General features: G+C 69.9%; 19 protein-coding genes and 1 pseudogene. 15 read left to right on the top strand and 5 right to left on the bottom strand.

The genetic code is table 11. The annotated features are described in order from the left end of the window. The first annotated feature begins 73 nt into the window (after window positions 1-73). From LY13_RS04780 to LY13_RS04770, 3 genes and pseudogenes are all read left to right on the top strand, one after another. Window positions 74-268 (top strand): DUF3046 domain-containing protein, encoded by a 195-nt coding sequence (locus LY13_RS04780; RefSeq protein ID WP_253826928.1) that lies wholly within the window; start codon window positions 74-76, stop codon window positions 266-268. 307 nt (window positions 269-575) lie between these two features. Then, window positions 576-1,631, top strand: a pseudogene (gene recA, locus LY13_RS04775) (recombinase RecA); the annotation flags it as partial. Window positions 1,632-1,732: 101 nt separating this feature from the next. Further along, on the top strand, window positions 1,733-2,305 hold the full coding sequence (locus LY13_RS04770; protein ID WP_253826926.1) for a regulatory protein RecX: 573 nt from the start codon (window positions 1,733-1,735) through the stop codon (window positions 2,303-2,305). Window positions 2,306-2,538: 233 nt separating this feature from the next. On the opposite strand, the gene LY13_RS04765 is transcribed toward LY13_RS04770, so the two are convergent. From LY13_RS04765 to LY13_RS04750, 4 genes are all read right to left on the bottom strand, one after another. Continuing rightward, window positions 2,539-3,414: an amino acid ABC transporter permease gene (locus LY13_RS04765; RefSeq protein ID WP_253826925.1), complete on the bottom strand. Its 876-nt coding sequence runs from the start codon at window positions 3,412-3,414 to the stop codon at window positions 2,539-2,541. Beyond that, window positions 3,411-4,079, bottom strand: a complete 669-nt coding sequence (locus tag LY13_RS04760) for an amino acid ABC transporter permease (RefSeq protein WP_253826924.1) — start codon at window positions 4,077-4,079, stop codon at window positions 3,411-3,413. The genes LY13_RS04765 and LY13_RS04760 overlap by 4 nt, the downstream gene beginning before the upstream one ends. An 85-nt stretch (window positions 4,080-4,164) precedes the next feature. Then, a complete protein-coding gene (locus LY13_RS04755; RefSeq protein ID WP_253826923.1) occupies window positions 4,165-5,022 on the bottom strand; it encodes a glutamate ABC transporter substrate-binding protein in 858 nt (285 codons plus the stop codon). 92 nt (window positions 5,023-5,114) lie between these two features. After that, window positions 5,115-5,843, bottom strand: a complete 729-nt coding sequence (locus tag LY13_RS04750; protein ID WP_253827249.1) for an amino acid ABC transporter ATP-binding protein — start codon at window positions 5,841-5,843, stop codon at window positions 5,115-5,117. A 267-nt stretch (window positions 5,844-6,110) separates the two neighbouring features. On the opposite strand from LY13_RS04750, the gene miaB reads away from it, so the two are divergent. Next, window positions 6,111-7,595, top strand: a complete 1,485-nt coding sequence (gene miaB, locus LY13_RS04745) for a tRNA (N6-isopentenyl adenosine(37)-C2)-methylthiotransferase MiaB (protein ID WP_253826922.1) — start codon at window positions 6,111-6,113, stop codon at window positions 7,593-7,595. Then, the gene (locus tag LY13_RS04740) at window positions 7,592-8,065 is read left to right on the top strand and encodes an Rv2732c family membrane protein (protein ID WP_253826921.1); all 474 of its coding nucleotides are present in this window, start codon (window positions 7,592-7,594) and stop codon (window positions 8,063-8,065) included. The genes miaB and LY13_RS04740 overlap by 4 nt, the downstream gene beginning before the upstream one ends. Before the next feature lie 76 nt (window positions 8,066-8,141). On the opposite strand, the gene LY13_RS04735 is transcribed toward LY13_RS04740, so the two are convergent. Further along, window positions 8,142-9,452 carry a DUF349 domain-containing protein gene (locus tag LY13_RS04735; protein ID WP_253826920.1) on the bottom strand — a complete coding sequence of 437 codons (1,311 nt, stop codon included), beginning with the start codon at window positions 9,450-9,452 and terminating at the stop codon, window positions 8,142-8,144. 212 nt (window positions 9,453-9,664) lie between these two features. On the opposite strand from LY13_RS04735, the gene LY13_RS04730 reads away from it, so the two are divergent. The 10 genes from LY13_RS04730 (at window position 9,665) to LY13_RS04685 (ending at window position 19,176) form a co-directional block, all read left to right on the top strand. Further along, window positions 9,665-10,369, top strand: a complete 705-nt coding sequence (locus LY13_RS04730; RefSeq protein ID WP_253826919.1) for a class III extradiol ring-cleavage dioxygenase family protein — start codon at window positions 9,665-9,667, stop codon at window positions 10,367-10,369. Beyond that, window positions 10,366-11,274: a tRNA (adenosine(37)-N6)-dimethylallyltransferase MiaA gene (gene miaA / locus LY13_RS04725; RefSeq protein WP_253826918.1), complete on the top strand. Its 909-nt coding sequence runs from the start codon at window positions 10,366-10,368 to the stop codon at window positions 11,272-11,274. The genes LY13_RS04730 and miaA overlap by 4 nt, the downstream gene beginning before the upstream one ends. A 10-nt stretch (window positions 11,275-11,284) precedes the next feature. Then, window positions 11,285-12,127, top strand: coding sequence for a diaminopimelate epimerase (dapF, locus tag LY13_RS04720; protein WP_253826917.1), 843 nt, complete (start codon window positions 11,285-11,287; stop codon window positions 12,125-12,127). A gap of 141 nt (window positions 12,128-12,268) precedes the next feature. Beyond that, entirely contained in the window at window positions 12,269-13,747 is a 1,479-nt protein-coding gene (gene folC / locus LY13_RS04715; RefSeq protein WP_308216270.1) for a bifunctional tetrahydrofolate synthase/dihydrofolate synthase, read from the top strand. After that, window positions 13,744-14,184: a DUF4233 domain-containing protein gene (locus tag LY13_RS04710; protein WP_253826916.1), complete on the top strand. Its 441-nt coding sequence runs from the start codon at window positions 13,744-13,746 to the stop codon at window positions 14,182-14,184. The genes folC and LY13_RS04710 overlap by 4 nt, the downstream gene beginning before the upstream one ends. A gap of 78 nt (window positions 14,185-14,262) precedes the next feature. Further along, on the top strand, window positions 14,263-15,846 hold the full coding sequence (locus LY13_RS04705; RefSeq protein ID WP_253826915.1) for an alkaline phosphatase D family protein: 1,584 nt from the start codon (window positions 14,263-14,265) through the stop codon (window positions 15,844-15,846). 94 nt (window positions 15,847-15,940) lie between these two features. Next, on the top strand, window positions 15,941-16,351 hold the full coding sequence (gene ndk / locus LY13_RS04700; RefSeq protein WP_253826914.1) for a nucleoside-diphosphate kinase: 411 nt from the start codon (window positions 15,941-15,943) through the stop codon (window positions 16,349-16,351). Window positions 16,352-16,509: 158 nt separating this feature from the next. After that, the gene (locus tag LY13_RS04695) at window positions 16,510-17,478 is read left to right on the top strand and encodes an ABC transporter ATP-binding protein (protein WP_253826913.1); all 969 of its coding nucleotides are present in this window, start codon (window positions 16,510-16,512) and stop codon (window positions 17,476-17,478) included. A 1-nt stretch (window position 17,479) separates the two neighbouring features. Then, the gene (locus LY13_RS04690; RefSeq protein WP_253826912.1) at window positions 17,480-18,313 is read left to right on the top strand and encodes an ABC transporter permease; all 834 of its coding nucleotides are present in this window, start codon (window positions 17,480-17,482) and stop codon (window positions 18,311-18,313) included. Between the two features lie 5 nt (window positions 18,314-18,318). Further along, entirely contained in the window at window positions 18,319-19,176 is an 858-nt protein-coding gene (locus LY13_RS04685; protein WP_253826911.1) for an ABC transporter permease, read from the top strand.

Below are 19,176 nucleotides of genomic sequence, written 5' to 3'. Positions count from 1 at the left end.
GGTGGAGCCCAGGCCGGAGTCAGGTGGCATGGCGCCCACGATACGACGCCGGCCCGCGACTACGCTGGCCTCGATGCGGATCACGGTGTTTCGTCGGCTGATGGCCGACGAGTTCGGCGCCACCAGGGCGGAGATGCTGGCCAAGGACCACGTGCTGAGTGGTCTCGACGGCCGGACCGTCGAGCAGGCGCTCGAGGCGGGCGTGCCCGCGAAGGAGATCTGGAAGCAGGTCTGCACGGAGTTCGAGGTCCCCGCCGAGCGCCGGTGAGGGGCGAAAGATCTTACCGCATCGGGGTGTCGCTTCCGATCTCGAACAGATGTTCTCTAGGATGTTGTCCACATCGGGGTTGGCTGTCCACAGATTCAGCGTGACTCGCGCCGACTGTCGGACCCCGCCCGTAGTGTCGGCCCCCGGCGACCGGCACACGTGACCCCGGCATGCGTGCACCGACCCGGTGCCGCCGCGAGCACGACCCGGACACGGCAACGTCGGTCCCGGCAATGTCGGACCCGGCAACGTCGGACACACAGCAACGTCGGATACAGCAACCGCGAAGGCCAATGAGGTGGGTTCCATGGCAGCAGCATCGGACAAGGGTGCACCGGACAAGGGCAAGGCGCTCGACCTGGCGCTGGCCCAGATCGACAAGCAGTTCGGCAAGGGCTCGGTGATGCGACTGGGCGAGGACACCCGTCCGCCGGTCGAGGTAATCCCGACCGGGGCCATCGCGCTCGACATCGCGCTCGGCATCGGCGGTCTGCCGCGGGGCCGGGTCATCGAGGTGTACGGCCCCGAGTCGTCCGGTAAGACCACCGTGGCGCTGCACGCCGTGGCGAACGCGCAGAAGAGCGGCGGCATCGCCGCGTTCATCGACGCGGAGCACGCGCTCGACCCGGAGTACGCCAAGGTCCTCGGTGTCGACACCGACGCGCTGCTGGTGTCGCAGCCCGACACCGGTGAGCAGGCGCTGGAGATCGCCGACATGCTGATCCGGTCGGGTGCGCTCGACATCGTGGTCATCGACTCCGTCGCCGCGCTCGTGCCGCGCGCCGAGATCGAGGGCGAGATGGGTGACTCCCACGTCGGCCTGCAGGCGCGGCTGATGAGCCAGGCGCTGCGGAAGATCTCCGGTGCGCTGCACAACTCCGGCACCAGCGCGATCTTCATCAACCAGCTGCGCGAGAAGGTCGGCGTGATGTTCGGCTCGCCGGAGACCACCACGGGTGGTAAGGCGCTGAAGTTCTACGCGTCGGTCCGGCTCGACGTGCGCCGGATCGAGACGCTCAAGGACGGCGGGGAACCGGTCGGCAACCGCACCCGCGTGAAGGTCGTGAAGAACAAGGTCGCCCCGCCGTTCAAGCAGGCCGAGTTCGACATCCTCTACGGCTTCGGTGTCTCCCGTGAGGGATCGCTCATCGACATGGGCGTGGACCAGGGCATCCTGCGCAAGTCCGGTGCCTGGTACACGTACGAGGGCGACCAGCTCGGCCAGGGTAAGGAGAACTCGCGCAAGTTCCTCAAGGACAACCCGGATATCGCCAACGAGATCGAGAAGAAGCTTCTGGAGAAGCTCGGGGTCGGCGCGAAGGCCGATGCCCCGGCCGACACCCAGACCGATGCCAAGGCGGACGGCAAGGCCGGCGGCAAGGCGAATGCCAAGGCGGGCACCAAGGCCGGTGGGGATGCCGTTGCGGCCGAGCCCGCGCCCGTCGAGTTCTGAGGGACGTGTCGATGAACGAACCGGATGCGGAGGGTGCGGGGCGTTCGCGCGCTCGTGCCCCCGTGCCCGAGCTGCCGCCGGAGGAAGCGAGGCGGAAGGCCAAGGAGGTCTGCTTCGACCTGCTGGCCGCCCGGCCTCGCACCAAGCAGGAACTGCGGTCGGCGCTGGTGCGGAAGGGCTTCGACGGCGAGGTCTGCGACGAGCTGCTGCGCAAGCTCGACGACGCCGGACTGATCGACGACGCGGCGTTCGCCGAGACCTGGGTGCGTTCGCGCCACACCTACCAGGGCCTGGCCAAGCGGGCGCTGGTCGCCGAGCTCCGCAGGAAAGGCGTCGACAGCGAGGTGGCTGCCGAGGCGACGGGGGAGATCGACGCGAACGCCGAGGAGGAACGCGCGCGGGAACTCGTCCGCAAGAAGCTGCGAACGATGACGGGTGTCGACGAGCAGAAGGCCACGCGCCGGCTGCTGGGCATGCTCGCGCGCAAGGGCTACCCGCAGGGGCTGTCCTACGGCGTCGTCCGCGAGGAACTCCGCAACGCCGGAGCCGAATCGACCCCGCTCGACGACGCCACCCCGGACTGACCGCGGCGGGCCAACGCCTGCCCCGTCGGACCGCCCCGAGCACAGGCGGTCCGGTACATCGCCGTCGGCTGCCTCGCCATCGGCTGCTCCGCCATCGGCCTCGCGATCGGTGCCTTGTTTCGGCGGCGACTCGAGGCGAACGAGAACTCGAGGCGTATGAGAAAGGGTCGGCCGCCTCGCCATCGACGAGGCGGCCGACCCTTCTTCGTCGGAACCCGAACCGGTCGGACCGGCTACACGTTGCGGCCGTTGTCGTCGACCGGCTTCACCACGGCGCCCGTGCTCGTCTTGCGCTGCCGAGACCACTTTTCCAGCCAGCCCGCGCCGAACGTGAGCACATTGTTCAGCACGATGTAGATCAGCGCGACGATCGTCATGGTGGCGATCGTGTTCGCGAAGTAGTTGTTCGCGATCGGCCGGATCTGGTTGAACAGATCCGCGAAGCCCAGCGCCGCACCACCCAGCGCGGTGTCCTTCAGGATCACGACGAGCTGGCTGACGATCGCGGGCAGCATCGAGGTGACCGCTTGCGGCAACAACACGTTCGTCATGGTCTGCGTCTTGCGCATGCCGATCGCCTTGGCCGCCTCGGTCTGGCCCGCTGGCAGCGACTGGATGCCCGCACGCACCACCTCGGCGAGCACGGCTCCGTTGTACAGCACCAGCGCCGTGACCACGGCCACCAGCGGCCGGTAGTCCGAGTCGATGTCGGTGTACTCGGAGTAGAACTGGTCGGCGAAGACCATGAGGATCAGCACGGGGACGGCGCGGAAGAACTCCACCACGGTCCCTGCCGGCACGCGGACCCACACGTGATCCGACAGCCGGAGGATGCCGAACAGCGAGCCGAGGGGCAGGGCGATCACGATCGCCAGCCCTGCGGCGAGCAGAGTGTTCAGCAGTCCCGGGAAGATGAAGGTCGTCCACACCTGTCCGTCGGTGAAGAACGGCCCCCATTTCTCCCACGTGAGCTGGTCCTTCTCGGCCAGCGTCGCAATGATCCACCAAGCGACGCCGGCGAGGGCGGCGAGGAACAGCACCGTGTAGACGGCGTTGCGTGCCTTGGCCTTCGGTCCCGGTACGTCGTAGAGGACGGAGGGAGCGCTCATCGTTTCACCGCCGCTTTCTTGGCGAGCCGGCCCAGCAGAAGTCCGGCGGGCAGGGTCAGGATCACGAAGCCCATCGCGAAGACCATGAACACCAGCCCGATGACGTCGCTCTCGTTCTCGGTCATCTCACTCATGAGAAGCGAGGCCTCGGCGACTCCGATGGTGCTGGCCACCGTCGTGTTCTTGGTGAGGGCGATCAGCACGCTGGTCAACGGGCCGATCACGGACCGGAACGCCTGCGGCAGCACGATCATGCGCAGGACCTGGCCGAAATTGAGGCCCAGCGCCCGCGCCGCCTCGGCCTGTCCGACCGGGACGGTGTTGATGCCCGAGCGCAGCGACTCGCACACGAACGTCGACGTGTACAGCACGAAACCGAGAACGGCCAGCCGGAAGTTGGTCGTCGTGATGGTGCCGCCGCCCAGCGCGATGTTCAGCGTCTGGTACAGACCGAGGGACATCGCGATGATGACCAGGGTCAGCGGGATGTTCCGCACGATGTTGACGTACGCCGTGCCGAACGCCCGCATGATGGGGACAGGGCTGACCCGCATCCCGGCGAGGATCGTCCCCCAGATCAGCGAACCGATCGCCGAGTACACGGTGAGCTGCACGGTGACCCAGAAGGCGCCGAGTACGTCGTACTCGGTCAGGAAATCGAACACGTGGTGCTCCTCCGGACACCGAACGAGCCCGGGCCGACCCGGTTGAGGCGGGCCCGAGCTCGATCCGGTTGCTGTCTCAGGTCAGTTACTCGACCACTTCACCGACGGTCGGCGCCTCCGGGACCTCGTAACCGGCAGGCCCGAAGTGCTTCTCGGCGGCCTTCTTCCACTCACCGGAGTCGATCATCTTCTGGATCGCCTCGTCGAGCGCCTGCTTGCCCTCGGAGTCGCCCTCACGCAGGCCGATGCCGTAGTTCTCGTTGCTCAGCTCGGCGCCCGCCAGCTGGAACTTGCCGGGCTGCTGGGCCGCGTAGCCCGCGAGGATGGTGTCGTCGGTGGTCATCGCGTCGATGGCCTTGTTCTCCAGGCCGGTGAGGCACTCGGAGTAGCCGCCGTACTCCTGCAGCTGCGCGTTCGGCGCGAAATCGTTCTTGACGTTCTGCGCCGAGGTCGAGCCGCGGACCGAGCAGAGCTTCTTGTTCTTGTTGAGGTCCTCGGCACTCTGGATCGAGTTGTCGCCCTTCCGGACGAGCAGGTCCTGGTGGGCCAGGAAGTACGGGCCCGCGAAGTCGACCGCCTCGTCCCGCTCGGGAGTGATCGAGTAACTGGCGACGATCATGTCGACGTCGCCGTTCTGGATCATGTTCTCGCGCTGAGCGGACGGGGTTTCGGTGAACTCGATGTCGCCCTCCTCGACACCCAGCTCCTTGGCGACGTACTTCGCGACGTCGACGTCGAAGCCCTCGTACGAGCCGTCGGGCTTCTTCAGGCCGAGCCCGGGCTGGTCGATCTTGATGCCGACGGTGAGGGCACCGTTGTCCTCGGCACGCTGGACGAGCGACTTGTTCGCGTCCTCCTCACTGTTGGGCTGACCGCAGGCCGCGAGCGTCAGGCCGACCGCCGCCACCAGGGCGCCGGTACGCAGTACTCGGCTGAAACGCATGTCGTGTTCCTTCCATGTGGTTCGCCCCGCTTGTGGCGGGGTTCCGGACAGGACCCGCTCGGCGGTGCCTCGGGGTCGGGACGTGCAGGTGATCAGTGGGTGAGGATCTTGCCGAGGAAGTCCTTCGCCCTGTCGGACTTCGGGTTGGAGAAGAAGTCCTCGGGGGTCGAATCCTCGACGACCTCGCCGTCGGCCATGAAGATCACGCGGTGGGCCGCCCGCCGGGCGAAGCCCATCTCGTGCGTGACGACGACCATCGTCATGCCCTCGTCGGCGAGCGAGGTCATCGTGTCGAGCACCTCCTGCACCATCTCGGGGTCCAGCGCGGAGGTCGGCTCGTCGAACAACATGACCTTCGGCTTCATCGCCAGTGCGCGGGCGATCGCCGCACGCTGTTGCTGACCGCCGGAGAGCTGTGCCGGGTACTTGTCGGCCTGGTCGGCGATGCCCACGCGTTCGAGCAGTTCCATCGCGGTGGTGCGCGCCTCGCTCTGCGACACCTTGCGGACCTTGACCGGGCCGAGCGTGACGTTCTCGACGATCGATTTGTGTGCGAACAGGTTGAACTGCTGAAACACCATGCCGACGTCGGCACGCAGCGCGGCGAGGGCTTTGCCCTCGGCGGGCAGCGGTTCGCCGTCGACCTCGATCGAACCCGAGTCGATCGGCTCGAGACGGTTGATGGCGCGGCAGAGGGTCGATTTACCCGACCCGGACGGCCCCAGCACGACCACGACCTGCCCACGCGGGACCTCGAGGTCGATGTCCTTCAGCACGTGCAGGTCGCCGAAGTACTTGTCCACGGACTCCGCCTTGATCATCGGCGGGGTGGTGGCCGTGGCCGCGTCGCCGGAGCCGGACGCCTCGGTACTCAAATCTTGCCTCCATAACGGTGAGCTGCCGGTTCGACGAGCATGTCCGGCAACCCCGGAATTGAACACCATGGGGCCAATCCCGGTGCGCCATTTAAGTCAAATCGCAATCTTTCACCCGGCTTTGCCTACTGCGCGTGACCGGAGTCGCTGGGCGGAGAGCCTAAGCCACCGGGCCCTCGGCGCTGAGTCGAGGGGCTGTTTACCCTGGAAGGCGTGACCCGCTCGTACTCCATCCGCACTTTCGGCTGCCAGATGAACGTCCACGACTCCGAGCGTCTCGCGGGACAACTGGAGGACGCGGGGTACGTCGCAGCGGCCGAGGGCGACGCCGCCGATGTCGTCGTGCTCAACACGTGTGCCGTGCGGGAGAACGCCGACAACAAACTGTACGGCAACCTCGGTCACCTGCGCGCCCGCAAGAACGAGAACCCCGGCATGCAGATCGCGGTCGGCGGGTGTCTCGCCCAGAAGGACCGCGGCGACATCGTCAAGCGCGCCCCCTGGGTCGACGTCGTGTTCGGCACCCACAACATCGGGTCGCTGCCCACGCTGCTCGAGCGCGCCCGCCACAACGCCGAGGCCGAGGTCGAGATCCTCGAAGCACTCGAGACGTTCCCGTCCACGCTGCCCGCCCGGCGCGACTCGGCCTACTCGGGCTGGGTGTCGATCTCCGTCGGCTGTAACAACACGTGCACGTTCTGCATCGTGCCGTCGCTGCGCGGCAAGGAACGCGACCGCAGACCGGGCGAGATCCTGGCCGAGGTCGAGGCGCTCGTCGCCGAGGGCGTGCTCGAGGTGACGCTGCTCGGCCAGAACGTCAACTCCTACGGGGTCGAATTCGGCGACCGGCACGCCTTCGGCAAGCTGCTGCGCTCGTGCGGTTCGGTCGAGGGGCTGGAGCGCGTGCGGTTCACCTCGCCGCACCCGGCCGCGTTCACCGACGACGTGATCGACGCGATGGCCGAGACGCCCAACGTCTGCCACCAGCTGCACATGCCGCTGCAATCCGGCTCGGACCGGATCCTCAAGGCGATGCGCCGCTCGTACCGCTCGGAACGGTTCCTGTCCATCCTGGACAAGGTGCGCGCCGCGATGCCCGACGCCGCGATCACCACCGACATCATCGTCGGCTTCCCCGGGGAGACCGAGGAGGACTTCGAGCAGACACTCGAGGTGGTGCGCCGGGCCCGTTTCTCGAGCGCGTTCACGTTCCAGTACTCGAAGCGGCCCGGCACGCCGGCGGCCGAGCTCGAGGGTCAGCTGCCCAAGGAGGTCGTCCAGGAGCGCTACGAACGCCTCGTCGCCCTGCAGGACGAGATCTCCTGGGAGGAGAACCGCAAGCAGGTCGGCAGGCGCGTCGAACTGCTCGTCGCCACCGGCGAAGGCCGCAAGGACGCGGAGACACAGCGCATGAGCGGGCGTGCCCGCGACGGCAGGCTCGTGCACTTCACGCCCACCGGCCCCGAGATCGACACGGCCGTGCGCCCCGGCGACATCGTCGAGACCACGGTCACCTACGCCGCGCCGCACCACCTCGTGGCCGACGGCGACCTGCTCAGCCACCGCAGAACCCGCGCGGGCGACAACGCAGAGGCGGGACAGCGGCCCAAGACCGACGGCGTCAGCCTCGGCCTGCCGAGCTTCGGCGCACCCGCCGAACCGGTCGCGGCCACCACGGCGACGGGATGCGGACTGTGACCGACGAGGAACGTGACCAGGCGATCGAAGAGCTGGGAGCCGACGTCGACGCCACGGTGTCGAAGGCGGCGAAGACCATCGAGCCCGGCCGGTCCGGGTTCGCGATCGCCGTCGTCGTGTTCGTGGCGCTCATCGCGCTGCTGCTGCCGTGGGCGGGCGGCGAACCCGGCTGGCGCATGTTCGCGGGCGACGGCGGCGCGATCCCGCTGCTGTTCGCATCGACCAGCGCGCTGTTCGGCGTGCTCGGTTCCGCCGCGGCGCTCGTCACCCGCCGCTGGGGGCTCAGCTGGGTCTGCACCGTCGGCTGCTGGGTGTCGTCGGTGGACGGGCTGCTGGCGATCTGGTCGCAGCAGTCGTCACCCGTGAGCGGCCACCCCGGCACCGGCCCGGGCCTGGGCATGATCCTCATGTGGATCTGTGTGGTCGTCCTGGCCGTGCAGTGGACGCGCCTCGCCTGGTCGCGTACCTGATCGGACATCCACCCGCCCGGCGCGGCCGGTGACGCGCCCCGCCTGACACGGGACGTGTCACCGGACACGGATCGGCTCAGCGGTCGGCGATCGCGGCCTCCGCGGCCGACAGCCACTCGCGCCACTGCGCCGCCTGCTGCTCGGCCTTCGTTGCCCGCTTCTCGTCGCCCGCGCTTCGGGCCTTGGCGGCCTGGTCCTCGAACTGCGCGACCTTCTCCCGGAACTGGTCGACGCGCGCCTGCGCCTCGGGGTCGGTCCGGCGCCACTTCGCCTCCTCGGCGCCGCGCACGCGATCCTGCACCGCCTTGAGCCTGCCGTCGAGCTCGCGGATGCGCTCCCGCGGCACCTTGCCGATCTCGTCCCACTGCTCCTGGATGCGGCGCAGCTGAGAGCGAGCCGCCTCCAGATTCGCCGACGGGTCGATCTTCTCCGCCTCGGCCAGCAGCTCCTCCTTGCGGGAGGCGTTCTCGGCGAACTCGGCGTCCCGCTCGGAGAACGCCGCCGCCCTGCGCGAGAAGAAGGCGTCCTGCGCGGCACGGAACCGCTGCCACAACGCGTCGTCCGAGTCCTTCGGCGCCCGGCCCGCTGCCTTCCAGTCCGCCATGAGCTGCTTGTACCGCGCGGCCGTCGGGCCCCAGTCGGTCGACTCGGTCATCGACTCGGCCTCGGCGATGAGCTCTTCCTTCCGCCGCTTCGCCGTGGCGCGCTGCTTGTCCAGCTCGGCGAAGTGTGAACCCCGCCTGCGGTTGAACGCCTCGCGTGCCTTCGAGAACCGTTTCCACAGCTCGTCGTCGGTCTTGCGGTCGATGCCCTTGATCGTCTTCCACTCGTCGAGGATCGCCTTGAGCCGGTCGCCCGCCCACTTCCACTGGGTCGACTCGGCGGCGATCTGTTCCGCCTCCGCGGCGAGCTCCTGCTTCCTGGCGACGGCCTCGGCGCGTGCCTGCTCCCGCTTCTCCTTGACCTGTGAGACCGCGTGCTCGGCGTGGGCGATCACGGCGTCCAGCTTCGCGGCCAGCGCGTCGACGTCTCCGACGACCGCCGCGTCGGGAAGCCCGTCCTTGAGCTGGGTCGCGCTGCTCAGTGCCTGCTTCGGGTCGCCGGCGCCGGAGGAGAGGCGGGTCTCGAGCAGTTCCACCTCGGTGCGCAGGTCGTCGAACCGCCGCGCGAAGTGGACCAGGCCTTCCTCGGCGGTGCCCGCCTGCCACACGCCGACCCGCCGCTCACCCTCCGAGGTGCGGACGAACACCGCGCCCTCGTCGTCGATGCGGCCCCAGCGTTCGGGATGCGGCTCCGCTGCGGGAACCGTGGATGCGGCCTGCGTGTGCGGCACCTCGCTGGGTGCCGGGACGTGCGTCGTGTTCTCCGGGGTGTCCTGCTCGGCCATGGCCGGCTCCTTCTCACCTAGGCCCGTGGGTGCGGGCGCCCCGCCGCGGGCGGGGCCGGGTGGTGCTGTCGGTGTCGCTTCCTGGGATCGCGCGCGATCCGGTGGGTCGTGTTGTCCGCATTCAAACAGGTCAGCGCGGTTCTCGGTACTCCGTTGCCGGAAGAATGCCTCACCACGTCCCGCGGAAGGGGTGGCCGGTAACCTCTGGACGCGTGATCTCGTGTGCCGTCGTGGTTCCCGCTGCGCCGCTTCTGGTGCCCGAGCTCGTCCCGGGTACGCGGCTCGCCGACGAGGTGCGCCCCGCCGCCGTCGACGCGGCGTCCCGCCTGCCGTCGCGCTGGGTCGCGGTGGGTGCGGGTGACGCCGGGAGCGCGCCCGTGACGGTCGACGCCGACCGGGCGGGTACGTTCCGCGCGTTCGGCGCCGAGGTGGTCGTGCCGCTCGGCGCGCACGCCGCGGGGCAGCCCGAGGACCTGCCCCTTCCCGCGCTCGTCGCCGCGTGGCTGCGCGTGCGAGCGGGTGCGGAGTCGGTGCGCACGGAGCTGATCGCCGGCGACGCGAGCCCCGCCGACTGTGTGACGCTCGGTGAGAAGCTGGCCGCGTTCGACGACGGCGAGCCGGTCGGTCTGCTGGTGGTCGGCGACGGCTCGGCCCGTCGCGACACCGCGCCACCCGGTGAGGAGGACCCGCGGGCCGAGGGCTTCGACGCGGCCGTCGCCACCGCGCTGGCCCGCGCCGACACGCAGGCCCTGCTCGACATCGACCCCGCACTGGCCGCCGAACTCCGGGTGGCGGGCCGCGCCCCCTGGCAGGTGCTCGCCGGCTTCGCCCGTGGCGGCGCGTGGCGCGGTGAGTTGCTCTACTCGGAGGCTCCCCGTGGCGTGGGCTACCACGTCGCCCACTGGGAGGGTGCATGAGCGTCAGGCCGGTCGCGGTCGTCGGCCCGACGGCCACGGGGAAGACGGCGCTCGGCGTGGAACTGGCCCTGTCCCTGGGCGGCGAGGTCGTCAACGCCGACGCGATGCAGCTGTACCGCGGGATGGACATCGGCACGGCGAAGGCGACCGTGGAGGAACGCCGCGGAGTGCCGCACCGCCTGCTCGACGTGCTGGACGTGACGGAGACCGCGTCGGTCGCGGCCTACCAACGTGACGCGCGCGGCGAGGTGGAGCGGCTGCTCGCCGAGGGTCGGCCGCCGGTGCTGGTGGGCGGATCGGGCCTGTACGTGCAGGCGGTGGTCGACGACCTGCGCTTCCCCGGCACCGACCCCGAGGTGCGGGCCTCGTTGGAGGACGAGGCGCAGCGGCTCGGCGCGCAGGCGTTGCACGAGCGGCTGGCGGCACGCGACCCCGACGCGGCCGCGGCGATCCTTCCGGGGAACGTGCGGCGCATCGTGCGTGCACTGGAGGTCATCGAGATCACCGGCGAGCCGTTCTCGGCGAACCTGCCGACGCCGGGCGAGCCGCGGTACGGCACCGTGCTGGTCGGTGTCGACCGCGACGTCGCCGAACTCGACGTGCGCGTGGACCTGCGCGTGGAGCAGATGTTCGCCGACGGGCTCGTCGACGAGGTGCGCGCGCTGGAACGGCAGGGGCTGCGGGAGGGCAGGACCGCGTCGCGGGCACTCGGGTACCAGCAGGTGCTCGCGGCGCTCGAGACCGGAACCGACGACTTCACGCAGGCCGCGGACGAGACGGCGCAGGCGACGCGACGGTTCGTGCGCAAACAGCGCAAGTGGTTCCGCCGCGACACCCGCATCCACTGGTTCGACGGTGCCGACCCGGAGCTGGGTGACCGCGTCCGGCGCCTGGTGACGCCGTAATCTGGACGGCATGGGTGGAATCGAGTTCCTCAAAGGGCACGGCACGCAGAACGACTTCGTGATCCTGCCCGACGCGGCCGGCGGGGTGGAGTTGACGCCGGAGCGGATCGCCGCGCTGTGCGACCGGCAGCGCGGGCTCGGCGCCGACGGTGTGCTGCGGGTCGTGCGCTCGTCGGCCCTGTCCGGGGACGTCGCGGGCACCGAGGACTCGGCCGCCGAGTGGTTCATGGATTACCGCAACGCCGACGGTTCGGTGGCGGAGATGTGCGGCAACGGGGTGCGCGTGTTCGCGCGCTACCTCGTCGAATCCGGACTGGAGACGCGCCGCGAGTTCGCCGTCGGCACCCGCGCGGGTGACCGGCCGGTGCAGGTGCACCCGGACCTGTCGGTGACCGTGGCGATGGGCCCGGCGCGGATCACCGGCGCCTCGGTCGCCGTGGTCGACGGGCGTGAGCTGTCCGGCGTCGCCGTCGACGTCGGCAACCCGCACCTGGTGTCCACACTGGACGACGACGTGGCGGGCCTGGACCTGCGCGAGCAGCCTCGGTTCGACCGCGAGTTCTTCCCCGGTGGCGTCAACCTCGAGTTCGTCAACACGGTCGAGCCCGGCGCGCTGCGGATGCGCGTGTACGAACGGGGCGTGGGGGAGACCCGCGCCTGCGGCACCGGCACCGTGGCCGCCGTCGCGGCTGCCCTGCACCTCTCGGGTACCGACACCGGAACATCCACAGTGGACATCCCGGGTGGGAGGGTGACCGTGACGGTCGACCCCGAGGGTTCGACGCTGACCGGGCCTGCCGAGTTCGTCGCCCGCGGCGAACTCGACGCGGGCTGGTGGGCCTCCCTGGCCTGATCTCGCTCCGGGTCCGAGTGCAGCACACGCGGTGCTGAATGCAGGACACGCGGGTCCGAGTGCAGGACGCGCGGGGACGTAGACTCGGAGTCGTCAGTTGTAGTACCAGCAGCGGTTGCAGTACCAGCAGGGAGTGTGTGCGTGTCGGACGACGAGCAGGAGTTTCCGCCCGAACTCACCGAGGGCGACAACTTCATCGCCGGTCCGTTGCCGGACGATCCCGAGCCGCCCAGTGACGAGGACGAGGCCGCCATCGAGCAGCAGTCCCGGCGCGAGCTGCAGATCGTCGAGGCCGAGCTGAACGAGCGGTGGCCGGAGACGAAGCTCGAGCCGTCGCTGACGCGCATCTCCGCGCTGATGAACCTGCTCGGTGACCCGCACCGCACGTACCCGGTGATCCACGTCGCCGGCACCAACGGCAAGAGCTCGGTCTCACGCATGATCGAGGCGCTCATGACGCGGATGGGCCTGCGCGTCGGCCGGTACACCAGCCCGCACCTGCAGCTCGTGACCGAACGGATCAGCATCGACGGGCAGCCGATCTCCGCCGAACGCTACGTCGACACCTACCGGGACGTCGCCCCGTTCGTGCAGATGGTCGACCAGGCAGGCGGTGCCGACGCGCCGCCGATGAGCAAGTTCGAAGTGCTCACCGGTATGGCGTTCGCCGCGTTCGCCGATGCGCCCGTCGAGGTGGCCGTGCTCGAGGCCGGGATGGGCGGCGCCTGGGACGCCACGAACGTCGCCGACGGTCAGGTCGCGGCCATCACACCGGTCGGCATCGACCACGCCGAGTACCTCGGCGACGACCGCGCGACGATCGCGGGCGAGAAGGCGGGCATCATCAAGGCCGACTCCGTGGCCGTGATCGCCGAGCAGGAGGACGACGCCGAACGCCCACTGCTGGAACGCGCCGTCCAGGTCGACGCCGCCGTCGCGCGGGCGGGCAGCGAGTTCACCGTGCTCGAGCGCACCAAGGCCGTCGGCGGGCAGATGCTCACCATCCAGGGTCTCGGCGGCGTGTACGAGGAAGTGTTCCTGCCGCTGCACGGCAAGCACCAGGCCGACAACGCCGCGCTGGCACTGGCAGCGGTCGAGGCGTTCTTCGGCGCGGGCAAGGAGCGGCAGCTCGTCGGCGAGTCGGTGCGCGAGGCGTTCGCCGAGATCGTCACGCCGGGCAGGTTGGAACGTGTCCGCGCCGCGCCCGCGGTGCTCGTCGACGCGGCGCACAACCCGCACGGTGCCGCCGCGCTGGCCGCCACGATCGACGAGGAGTTCGCGTTCCGCAGGCTCGTCGCCGTCATCGGCGTCCTCGAGGACAAGGACGTCCGCGGCATCCTGGAGGCGCTCGACCCGGTCGTCGACGAGGTCGTCATCACCGTCAACTCCTCGCCGCGGGCCATGCAGGCCGAACAGCTGGCCGAACTCGCCATGGCCGTGTTCGGCGAGGAGCGGGTCACGGTCGAGCCCGCGCTCGACACCGCCATCGAGACCGCCATCAGCCTCGTCGAACAGCCCGACGACCCCGAGGAACCCCTCTCGGGCGGCGGTGTGCTGGTCACCGGCTCCGTGGTCACCGCGGGGGAGGCCCGCACCCTGTTCGGCAAGGAGCCCGCATGAGCGACGACGGCACCCCCTCCGCGGGCACGGCGGGCGCGGGACCGGGCGGCGACGCTCCGGCGCCGGCGACCGACCCGATGAAAGGTTTCCGCGGGGTGCAGGCCGGCACGCTGGTCATCGAGGCCGTCGTCGTGGCGCTGGCGCTGCCGGTCGTCGGCACGCTCGGGGACGGCGTGACGAGCTTCCAGGGCTGGACCGTCATGGCCGTCGTTGCCGCGTTGCTCGTGCTGTGCGGGTTGCTGAAGCAGCCCTGGTCGGTGTGGGCGATCCTGGGCGTGCACGTCGTGCTGTTGGCGTTCGTGGTGGCCCTGCCGTCGATCGCCGTGATCGGGCTGATCTTTCTCGGGGTGTGGCTGTGGCTGCTGTGGTTGCGCCGCGACGTCGCCCGGCGCATGGCCAGGGGAACGCTGCCCGGCCAACAGCAACAGCCGGAGTAGCCACCGCCGCGGGAGTCGTTCACCGTCCGGCCACGCCGCGTTGATCCGGTGGCCCCGCCCGCGCGGTAGAAGTGCGGCATGACTGATCTTCCTCCCCACCACGACGTGTCCCTGACGAGCGACGGTTTCGAGCGCCGCAGTCTGCTGAAGGCGGGTGCCGTCGGCGCGGGCGTCCTCGCCGCCACCACACTCACCGGCGGTACGGCCGCCGGCCTCACCCGTTCCGGTCGTCCTGTGCTCACCCACGGCGTGCAGTCCGGCGACGTCGACAAGCACTCGGCGATGGTGTGGACGCGCGCCGACCGTCCGTCACGCATGCGGGTCGAGGTGTCCGCCGACCCGTCGTTCCGCCGCAGCCGCGTCGTGCGCGGTCCCGTGCTGAGCCCCGAGACCGGCGGTACCGGCAAACTGCGGGTGCGTGGCCTGCCCACCGGTGCCGACGTGCACTACCGCGTCACCGCCGAGGATCTCGACGGCCGCGTGGCCTCCGAACCGCTCACCGGCCGGTTCCGCACCGCCCCGAAGGGCCGCTCCGACGTCCGCATCACCTGGTCCGGCGACGTCGCGGGGCAGGGGTGGGGCATCAACGCCGACATCGGCGGCATGCCCGCCTACACGGCGATGGCCGAGCGCAGTCCGGATCTGTTCCTGCACAGCGGCGACACCGTCTACGCCGACGGCCCGCTCGAGGAGTCGGTGACGCTGCCCGACGGCCGCGTCTACCGCAACCTCGTCACCGAGGCCAAGTCGAAGGTCGCCGAAACCCTGGACGAGTACCGCGGCCAGTTCGCCTACAACCTGCTCGCCGACAGCGTGCGCGAGTTCTACGCCACCACCGCGAGCTACGTGCAGTGGGACGACCACGAGGTCGTCAACAACTGGTACCCCGGCGAGATCCTGGACCTGCCCGAGTACACCGAGAAGCGCGTCGACGTGCTGGCGCAACGGGCGTTCCAGGCGTTCCACGAGTGGCACCCGATCGACCCCAAGGCCGCCGAGGACGGGCGGGTGTACCGCAACTTCGCCTACGGCGACCACGTCGAGGTGTTCGTGCTCGACATGCGCAGCTACAAGGACCGCAACGACGGCGATGCCCACCGCGACGGTTCCGTGCTGGGTGAGCGGCAGGCGGCGTGGCTCGTGCGTGCACTGGCCCGCAGCAAGGCGACGTGGAAGATCGTGCAGGCGGACCTGCCCATCGGCCTCGTCGTCGCCGACGGCGACTCCGGTGACATGGAAGGCGTGTCCAACGGCGTCGGCGGTGCGCCGGGCGGCCGCGAGACCGAACTGGCGTGGGTGCTGTCGGAGATCGCCCGAAGGCAGGTCCGCAACGTCGTGTGGCTGACCGCCGACGTGCACTACACCGCCGCGCACCATTACAGCCCGCAGCGCGCGAGCTTCACCGACTTCGCCCCGTTCTGGGAATTCGTCTCCGGCCCGCTGCACGCGGGCGCGTTCGGCCCCAGCGACCTCGACGGGACGTTCGGCCCCGAAGCCGTGTTCACCCACTCGCCGCCCGCCGACGGGCAGAACGCCTCGCCGATGGAGGGCTTCCAGCACTTCGGCGAGATCAACGTGGACGGACCGAGCGGCGCGCTGACCGTCGACCTGCGCGACGGCACCGGCGCCTCCCTGTGGTCGAAGACCCTGCAGCCGGAATGAGCCGGACGGGTGGCCTCCCGCCCTCGCGAAAAGGCGCGGGGAGAGGCCGCTACGCTTTTTCCACTGCCGTTTTGTGTCGAAGGAGAAATACCCCGTGATTGAGCGCACGTTGGTTCTGGTCAAGCCCGATGGCGTCAAGCGGGGCCTGGTCGGTGAGGTCATCTCGCGCATCGAGCGCAAGGGACTGTCGCTCGCCGCGATGGACCTGCGCACCGTCGAGCGTTCCGTGGCCGAGGAACACTACGCCGAGCACAAGGACAAGCCGTTCTTCGGCGAGCTCGTCGACTTCATCACCTCGGGTCCGCTCGTGGCGATGACCGTCGAGGGGCCGCGCGCGATCGCGGCGTTCCGCCAGCTGGCGGGCGGCACCGACCCCGTCGAGAAGGCGACGCCGGGCACGCTCCGCGGCGACTACGCCCTCGAGGTGCAGTTCAACCTGGTGCACGGCTCGGACTCGCCCGAGTCGGCCGAGCGCGAGCTGAAGCTCTGGTTCGGCAGCCTCTGAGCTGTCGGCGTGGCTGAGGCACGCCGAGTATTCGAGACACGGTGGCGGCTTCCTCCCGCGAGGAAGCCGCCACCGTCGTTCGTGCCCCGCTGTCTCCGGATCCGTCGTTTCCTGTCGGTGGGTTGTGGCAATGTTCGGCGGGTGAGCGGTGAGACCACATGAGCGGTGAGACGGCGGACCCGAGAACAGCGGCCCCGACGGTGACGGCCCCGATGGTGGAGGCCAAGGCGCTGGTGAAGCGCTTCGGTGACGTCGAAGCCGTCCGCGGGGTCGACGTACAGGTGCGAACGGGCGAGGCGTTCGGGTTCCTCGGCCCGAACGGCGCGGGCAAGTCGTCGACGATGCGGATGATCGCGTCGACCTCGCCCCGGTCCGACGGCGACCTGCGCGTGCTGGGCATGGACCCGGACCTCGACGGGCCGCGCATCCGCGCCCGCCTGGGGTCGGTGCCGCAGCAGGACACGCTCGACACCGAACTGACGGTGCGGCAGAACCTGCAGATCTACGGCCGGTACTTCGGCCTGTCGCGGGCCGAGGTGCGTCGTAAGGCGACCGAGTTGATGGAGTTCGCCCAGCTCTCGGACCGGGCCGACGACCTGGTGGACGCACTGTCGGGCGGGATGAAGCGGCGGCTGACGATCGCCCGCTCGCTCGTGAACGACCCCGACGTGCTGCTGCTCGACGAGCCGACCACCGGGCTCGACCCGCAGGCGCGGCACATGCTGTGGGACCGGCTGTTCCGACTCAAGGCCGGTGGCGTCACCCTCATCATCACCAGCCACTACATGGACGAGGTCGAGCAGCTGTGCGACCGCCTCGTCGTCATGGACGACGGCCGCATCGTCGCCGAGGGCTCGCCCTCGGAACTCATCGCGCGGTACTCGACCCGGGAGGTGCTGGAACTGCGGTTCCCGCCGGGCGAACAGGGCGGTGTCGCGGACCGCGTCGCCGAATTCGGCGAACGGGTCGAAGAGCTGCCGGACCGCGTACTGGTCTACACCGGCGACGGCGAACGCGCGCTGGAACAGGTCCACGGCCGCGACGTGCGCCCCGTGTCGAGCCTCGTCCGCCGCAGCACACTCGAGGACGTCTTCCTGCGCCTGACCGGCCGGACACTGGTGGACTGACATGGCCGCCGGAGCAGAGACGAGGGCCGCCACCGGTTCCCGCGCCACCGGCCGGGTGGTCGGATCGTGGCGCGCGGCCTGGCTGCGCGTGGAGGCGCACTGGACGTGGTACCGGCGGTACTGGCGGTCGAGCCTGTACTCGTCCGGCCTGCAGCCGGTGCTGTTCCTCGCGGCGATGGGCCTCGGCTTCGGCTCCCAGGTCGAGGCGGGCCCTGCCACGGGCGGGCTGGCGTACGTGCACTACGTGGCGCCCGCGCTGCTGGTCGCGGGCGCGGTGCAGAACGCCATCGGCGAGTCGAGCTATCCGGTGCTGTCCGGCTTCAAATGGCAACAGGACTACTACGCGGTGACGGCGACGCCCGTGACGGCGGGACAACTGCTCGGCGGGCAGATCATCTGGATCGCACTGCGAGTGGGCATCGCGTGCGTGGTGTACACCCTCGTGGCGCTGCTGTTCGGCGCCTGGTTGAACGCCGGGGCGCTGCTCGTCGTCCCGATCGGTGTGTTCGCGGCCGTGGCGTGCGGCGCGGCGATCATGGCCGTCGCGGCGACGACGTACAACGAAGGGGAACGGTTCGCCGCCATCTTCCGGTTCCTCGTCATGCCGATGATCCTGTTCTCCGGCACGTTCTTCCCGATCGAGCAGATCCCCGCCGCGGTGCGGTGGCTCGCCTGGATCTCACCGGTGTGGCACGGCACCGAACTCGCACGCGGCGTGACGCTCGGCGGACTCGACGTGTGGCCCGCGCTCGGGCACCTGACGTTCCTCGGCGCACTGCTCGGGGTCAGCGCGGCGCTGGCGCGGCGCTACTTCTACCGGCGACTGGTGGTGTGACGCGGATGGCCCCGACGACCTCGGCGACGACCCCTGACGCCACCGCAGCGGCACCCGCACGGCGCGGTCTGCTGCTGCGGATGCTGCCCGCGCCGCTGTACACCGGGCGTGCGCGGGCGCTGCTCGAACGCTCGGCGATGGTGTACTCGCGGGCCTGGCTCGTGTTCGTCTCCGGCGTGGTCGAACCGCTGTTGTACCTGCTGGCGTTCCAGGTCGGCTTCGGCAAACTCGTCGAGGAGGTCACCGGCCCCGGCGGTGAGCCGATGAGCTACGTCGCGTTCGTCGCACCGGCACTGCTGGCCGCCTCCGCGATGAACGGCGCCGTGTTCGACTCGACGTTCAACGTCTTCTTCAAGTTCCGCTACAACAAGACCTACGACGCGATGCTCGCGACGCCGCTCGGCCCGCTCGACATCGCCCTCGGCGAGATCGGCTGGGCCGTGCTGCGCGGCGGGCTGTACGCGGTGGCGTTCCTCGGCGTGATGGCCGGGTTCGGACTCGCCACCTCGCCGTGGGCGCTGCTGCTCGTGCCGGTCGCGCTGCTGGTGTCGTTCGCGTTCGCCGCCATCGGGATGGTGTGCGCGACGTTCCTGAAATCGCCGGCGCAGTTCGACTTCGTCCAGCTCGCCGTGATGCCGATGTTCCTGCTGTCCACGACGTTCTACCCGCTGTCGGTGTATCCGGAACCGCTGCAGTACGCGGTGCAGTGCCTGCCGCTCTACCACGGGGTCGAGCTGACCCGGGGTCTCGCCGTCGGCGTGCTGGACGTGAGCATGCTCGGCCACGTCGCGTACCTGCTCGTGCTCGCCGCGGTCGGTGCCTACTTCACGGCGAAACGGCTCGCGGGCCTGCTCCTGCGGTGA

It is taken from the genome of Prauserella aidingensis (genome assembly GCF_024171865.1).
Classification (GTDB): Bacteria; Actinomycetota; Actinomycetes; order Mycobacteriales; family Pseudonocardiaceae; genus Prauserella; species Prauserella aidingensis.
The sequence above is the reverse complement of the archived record's forward strand: the minus strand, read 5'-3'. Positions and strand labels throughout refer to the sequence as shown.

Coding starts and splice junctions, on each gene's coding strand:
- LY13_RS04780 (WP_253826928.1), top strand. CDS start 74: ATGCGGATCACGGTGTTTCGTCGGCTGATGGCCGACGAGTTCGGCGCC.
- LY13_RS04770 (WP_253826926.1), top strand. CDS start 1,733: ATGAACGAACCGGATGCGGAGGGTGCGGGGCGTTCGCGCGCTCGTGCC.
- LY13_RS04765 (WP_253826925.1), bottom strand. CDS start 3,414: ATGAGCGCTCCCTCCGTCCTCTACGACGTACCGGGACCGAAGGCCAAG.
- LY13_RS04755 (WP_253826923.1), bottom strand. CDS start 5,022: ATGCGTTTCAGCCGAGTACTGCGTACCGGCGCCCTGGTGGCGGCGGTC.
- LY13_RS04750 (WP_253827249.1), bottom strand. CDS start 5,843: ATGATCAAGGCGGAGTCCGTGGACAAGTACTTCGGCGACCTGCACGTG.
- LY13_RS04735 (WP_253826920.1), bottom strand. CDS start 9,452: ATGGCCGAGCAGGACACCCCGGAGAACACGACGCACGTCCCGGCACCC.
- miaA (WP_253826918.1), top strand. CDS start 10,366: ATGAGCGTCAGGCCGGTCGCGGTCGTCGGCCCGACGGCCACGGGGAAG.
- dapF (WP_253826917.1), top strand. CDS start 11,285: ATGGGTGGAATCGAGTTCCTCAAAGGGCACGGCACGCAGAACGACTTC.
- LY13_RS04710 (WP_253826916.1), top strand. CDS start 13,744: ATGAGCGACGACGGCACCCCCTCCGCGGGCACGGCGGGCGCGGGACCG.
- LY13_RS04705 (WP_253826915.1), top strand. CDS start 14,263: ATGACTGATCTTCCTCCCCACCACGACGTGTCCCTGACGAGCGACGGT.
- LY13_RS04695 (WP_253826913.1), top strand. CDS start 16,510: ATGAGCGGTGAGACGGCGGACCCGAGAACAGCGGCCCCGACGGTGACG.
- LY13_RS04690 (WP_253826912.1), top strand. CDS start 17,480: ATGGCCGCCGGAGCAGAGACGAGGGCCGCCACCGGTTCCCGCGCCACC.
- LY13_RS04685 (WP_253826911.1), top strand. CDS start 18,319: ATGGCCCCGACGACCTCGGCGACGACCCCTGACGCCACCGCAGCGGCA.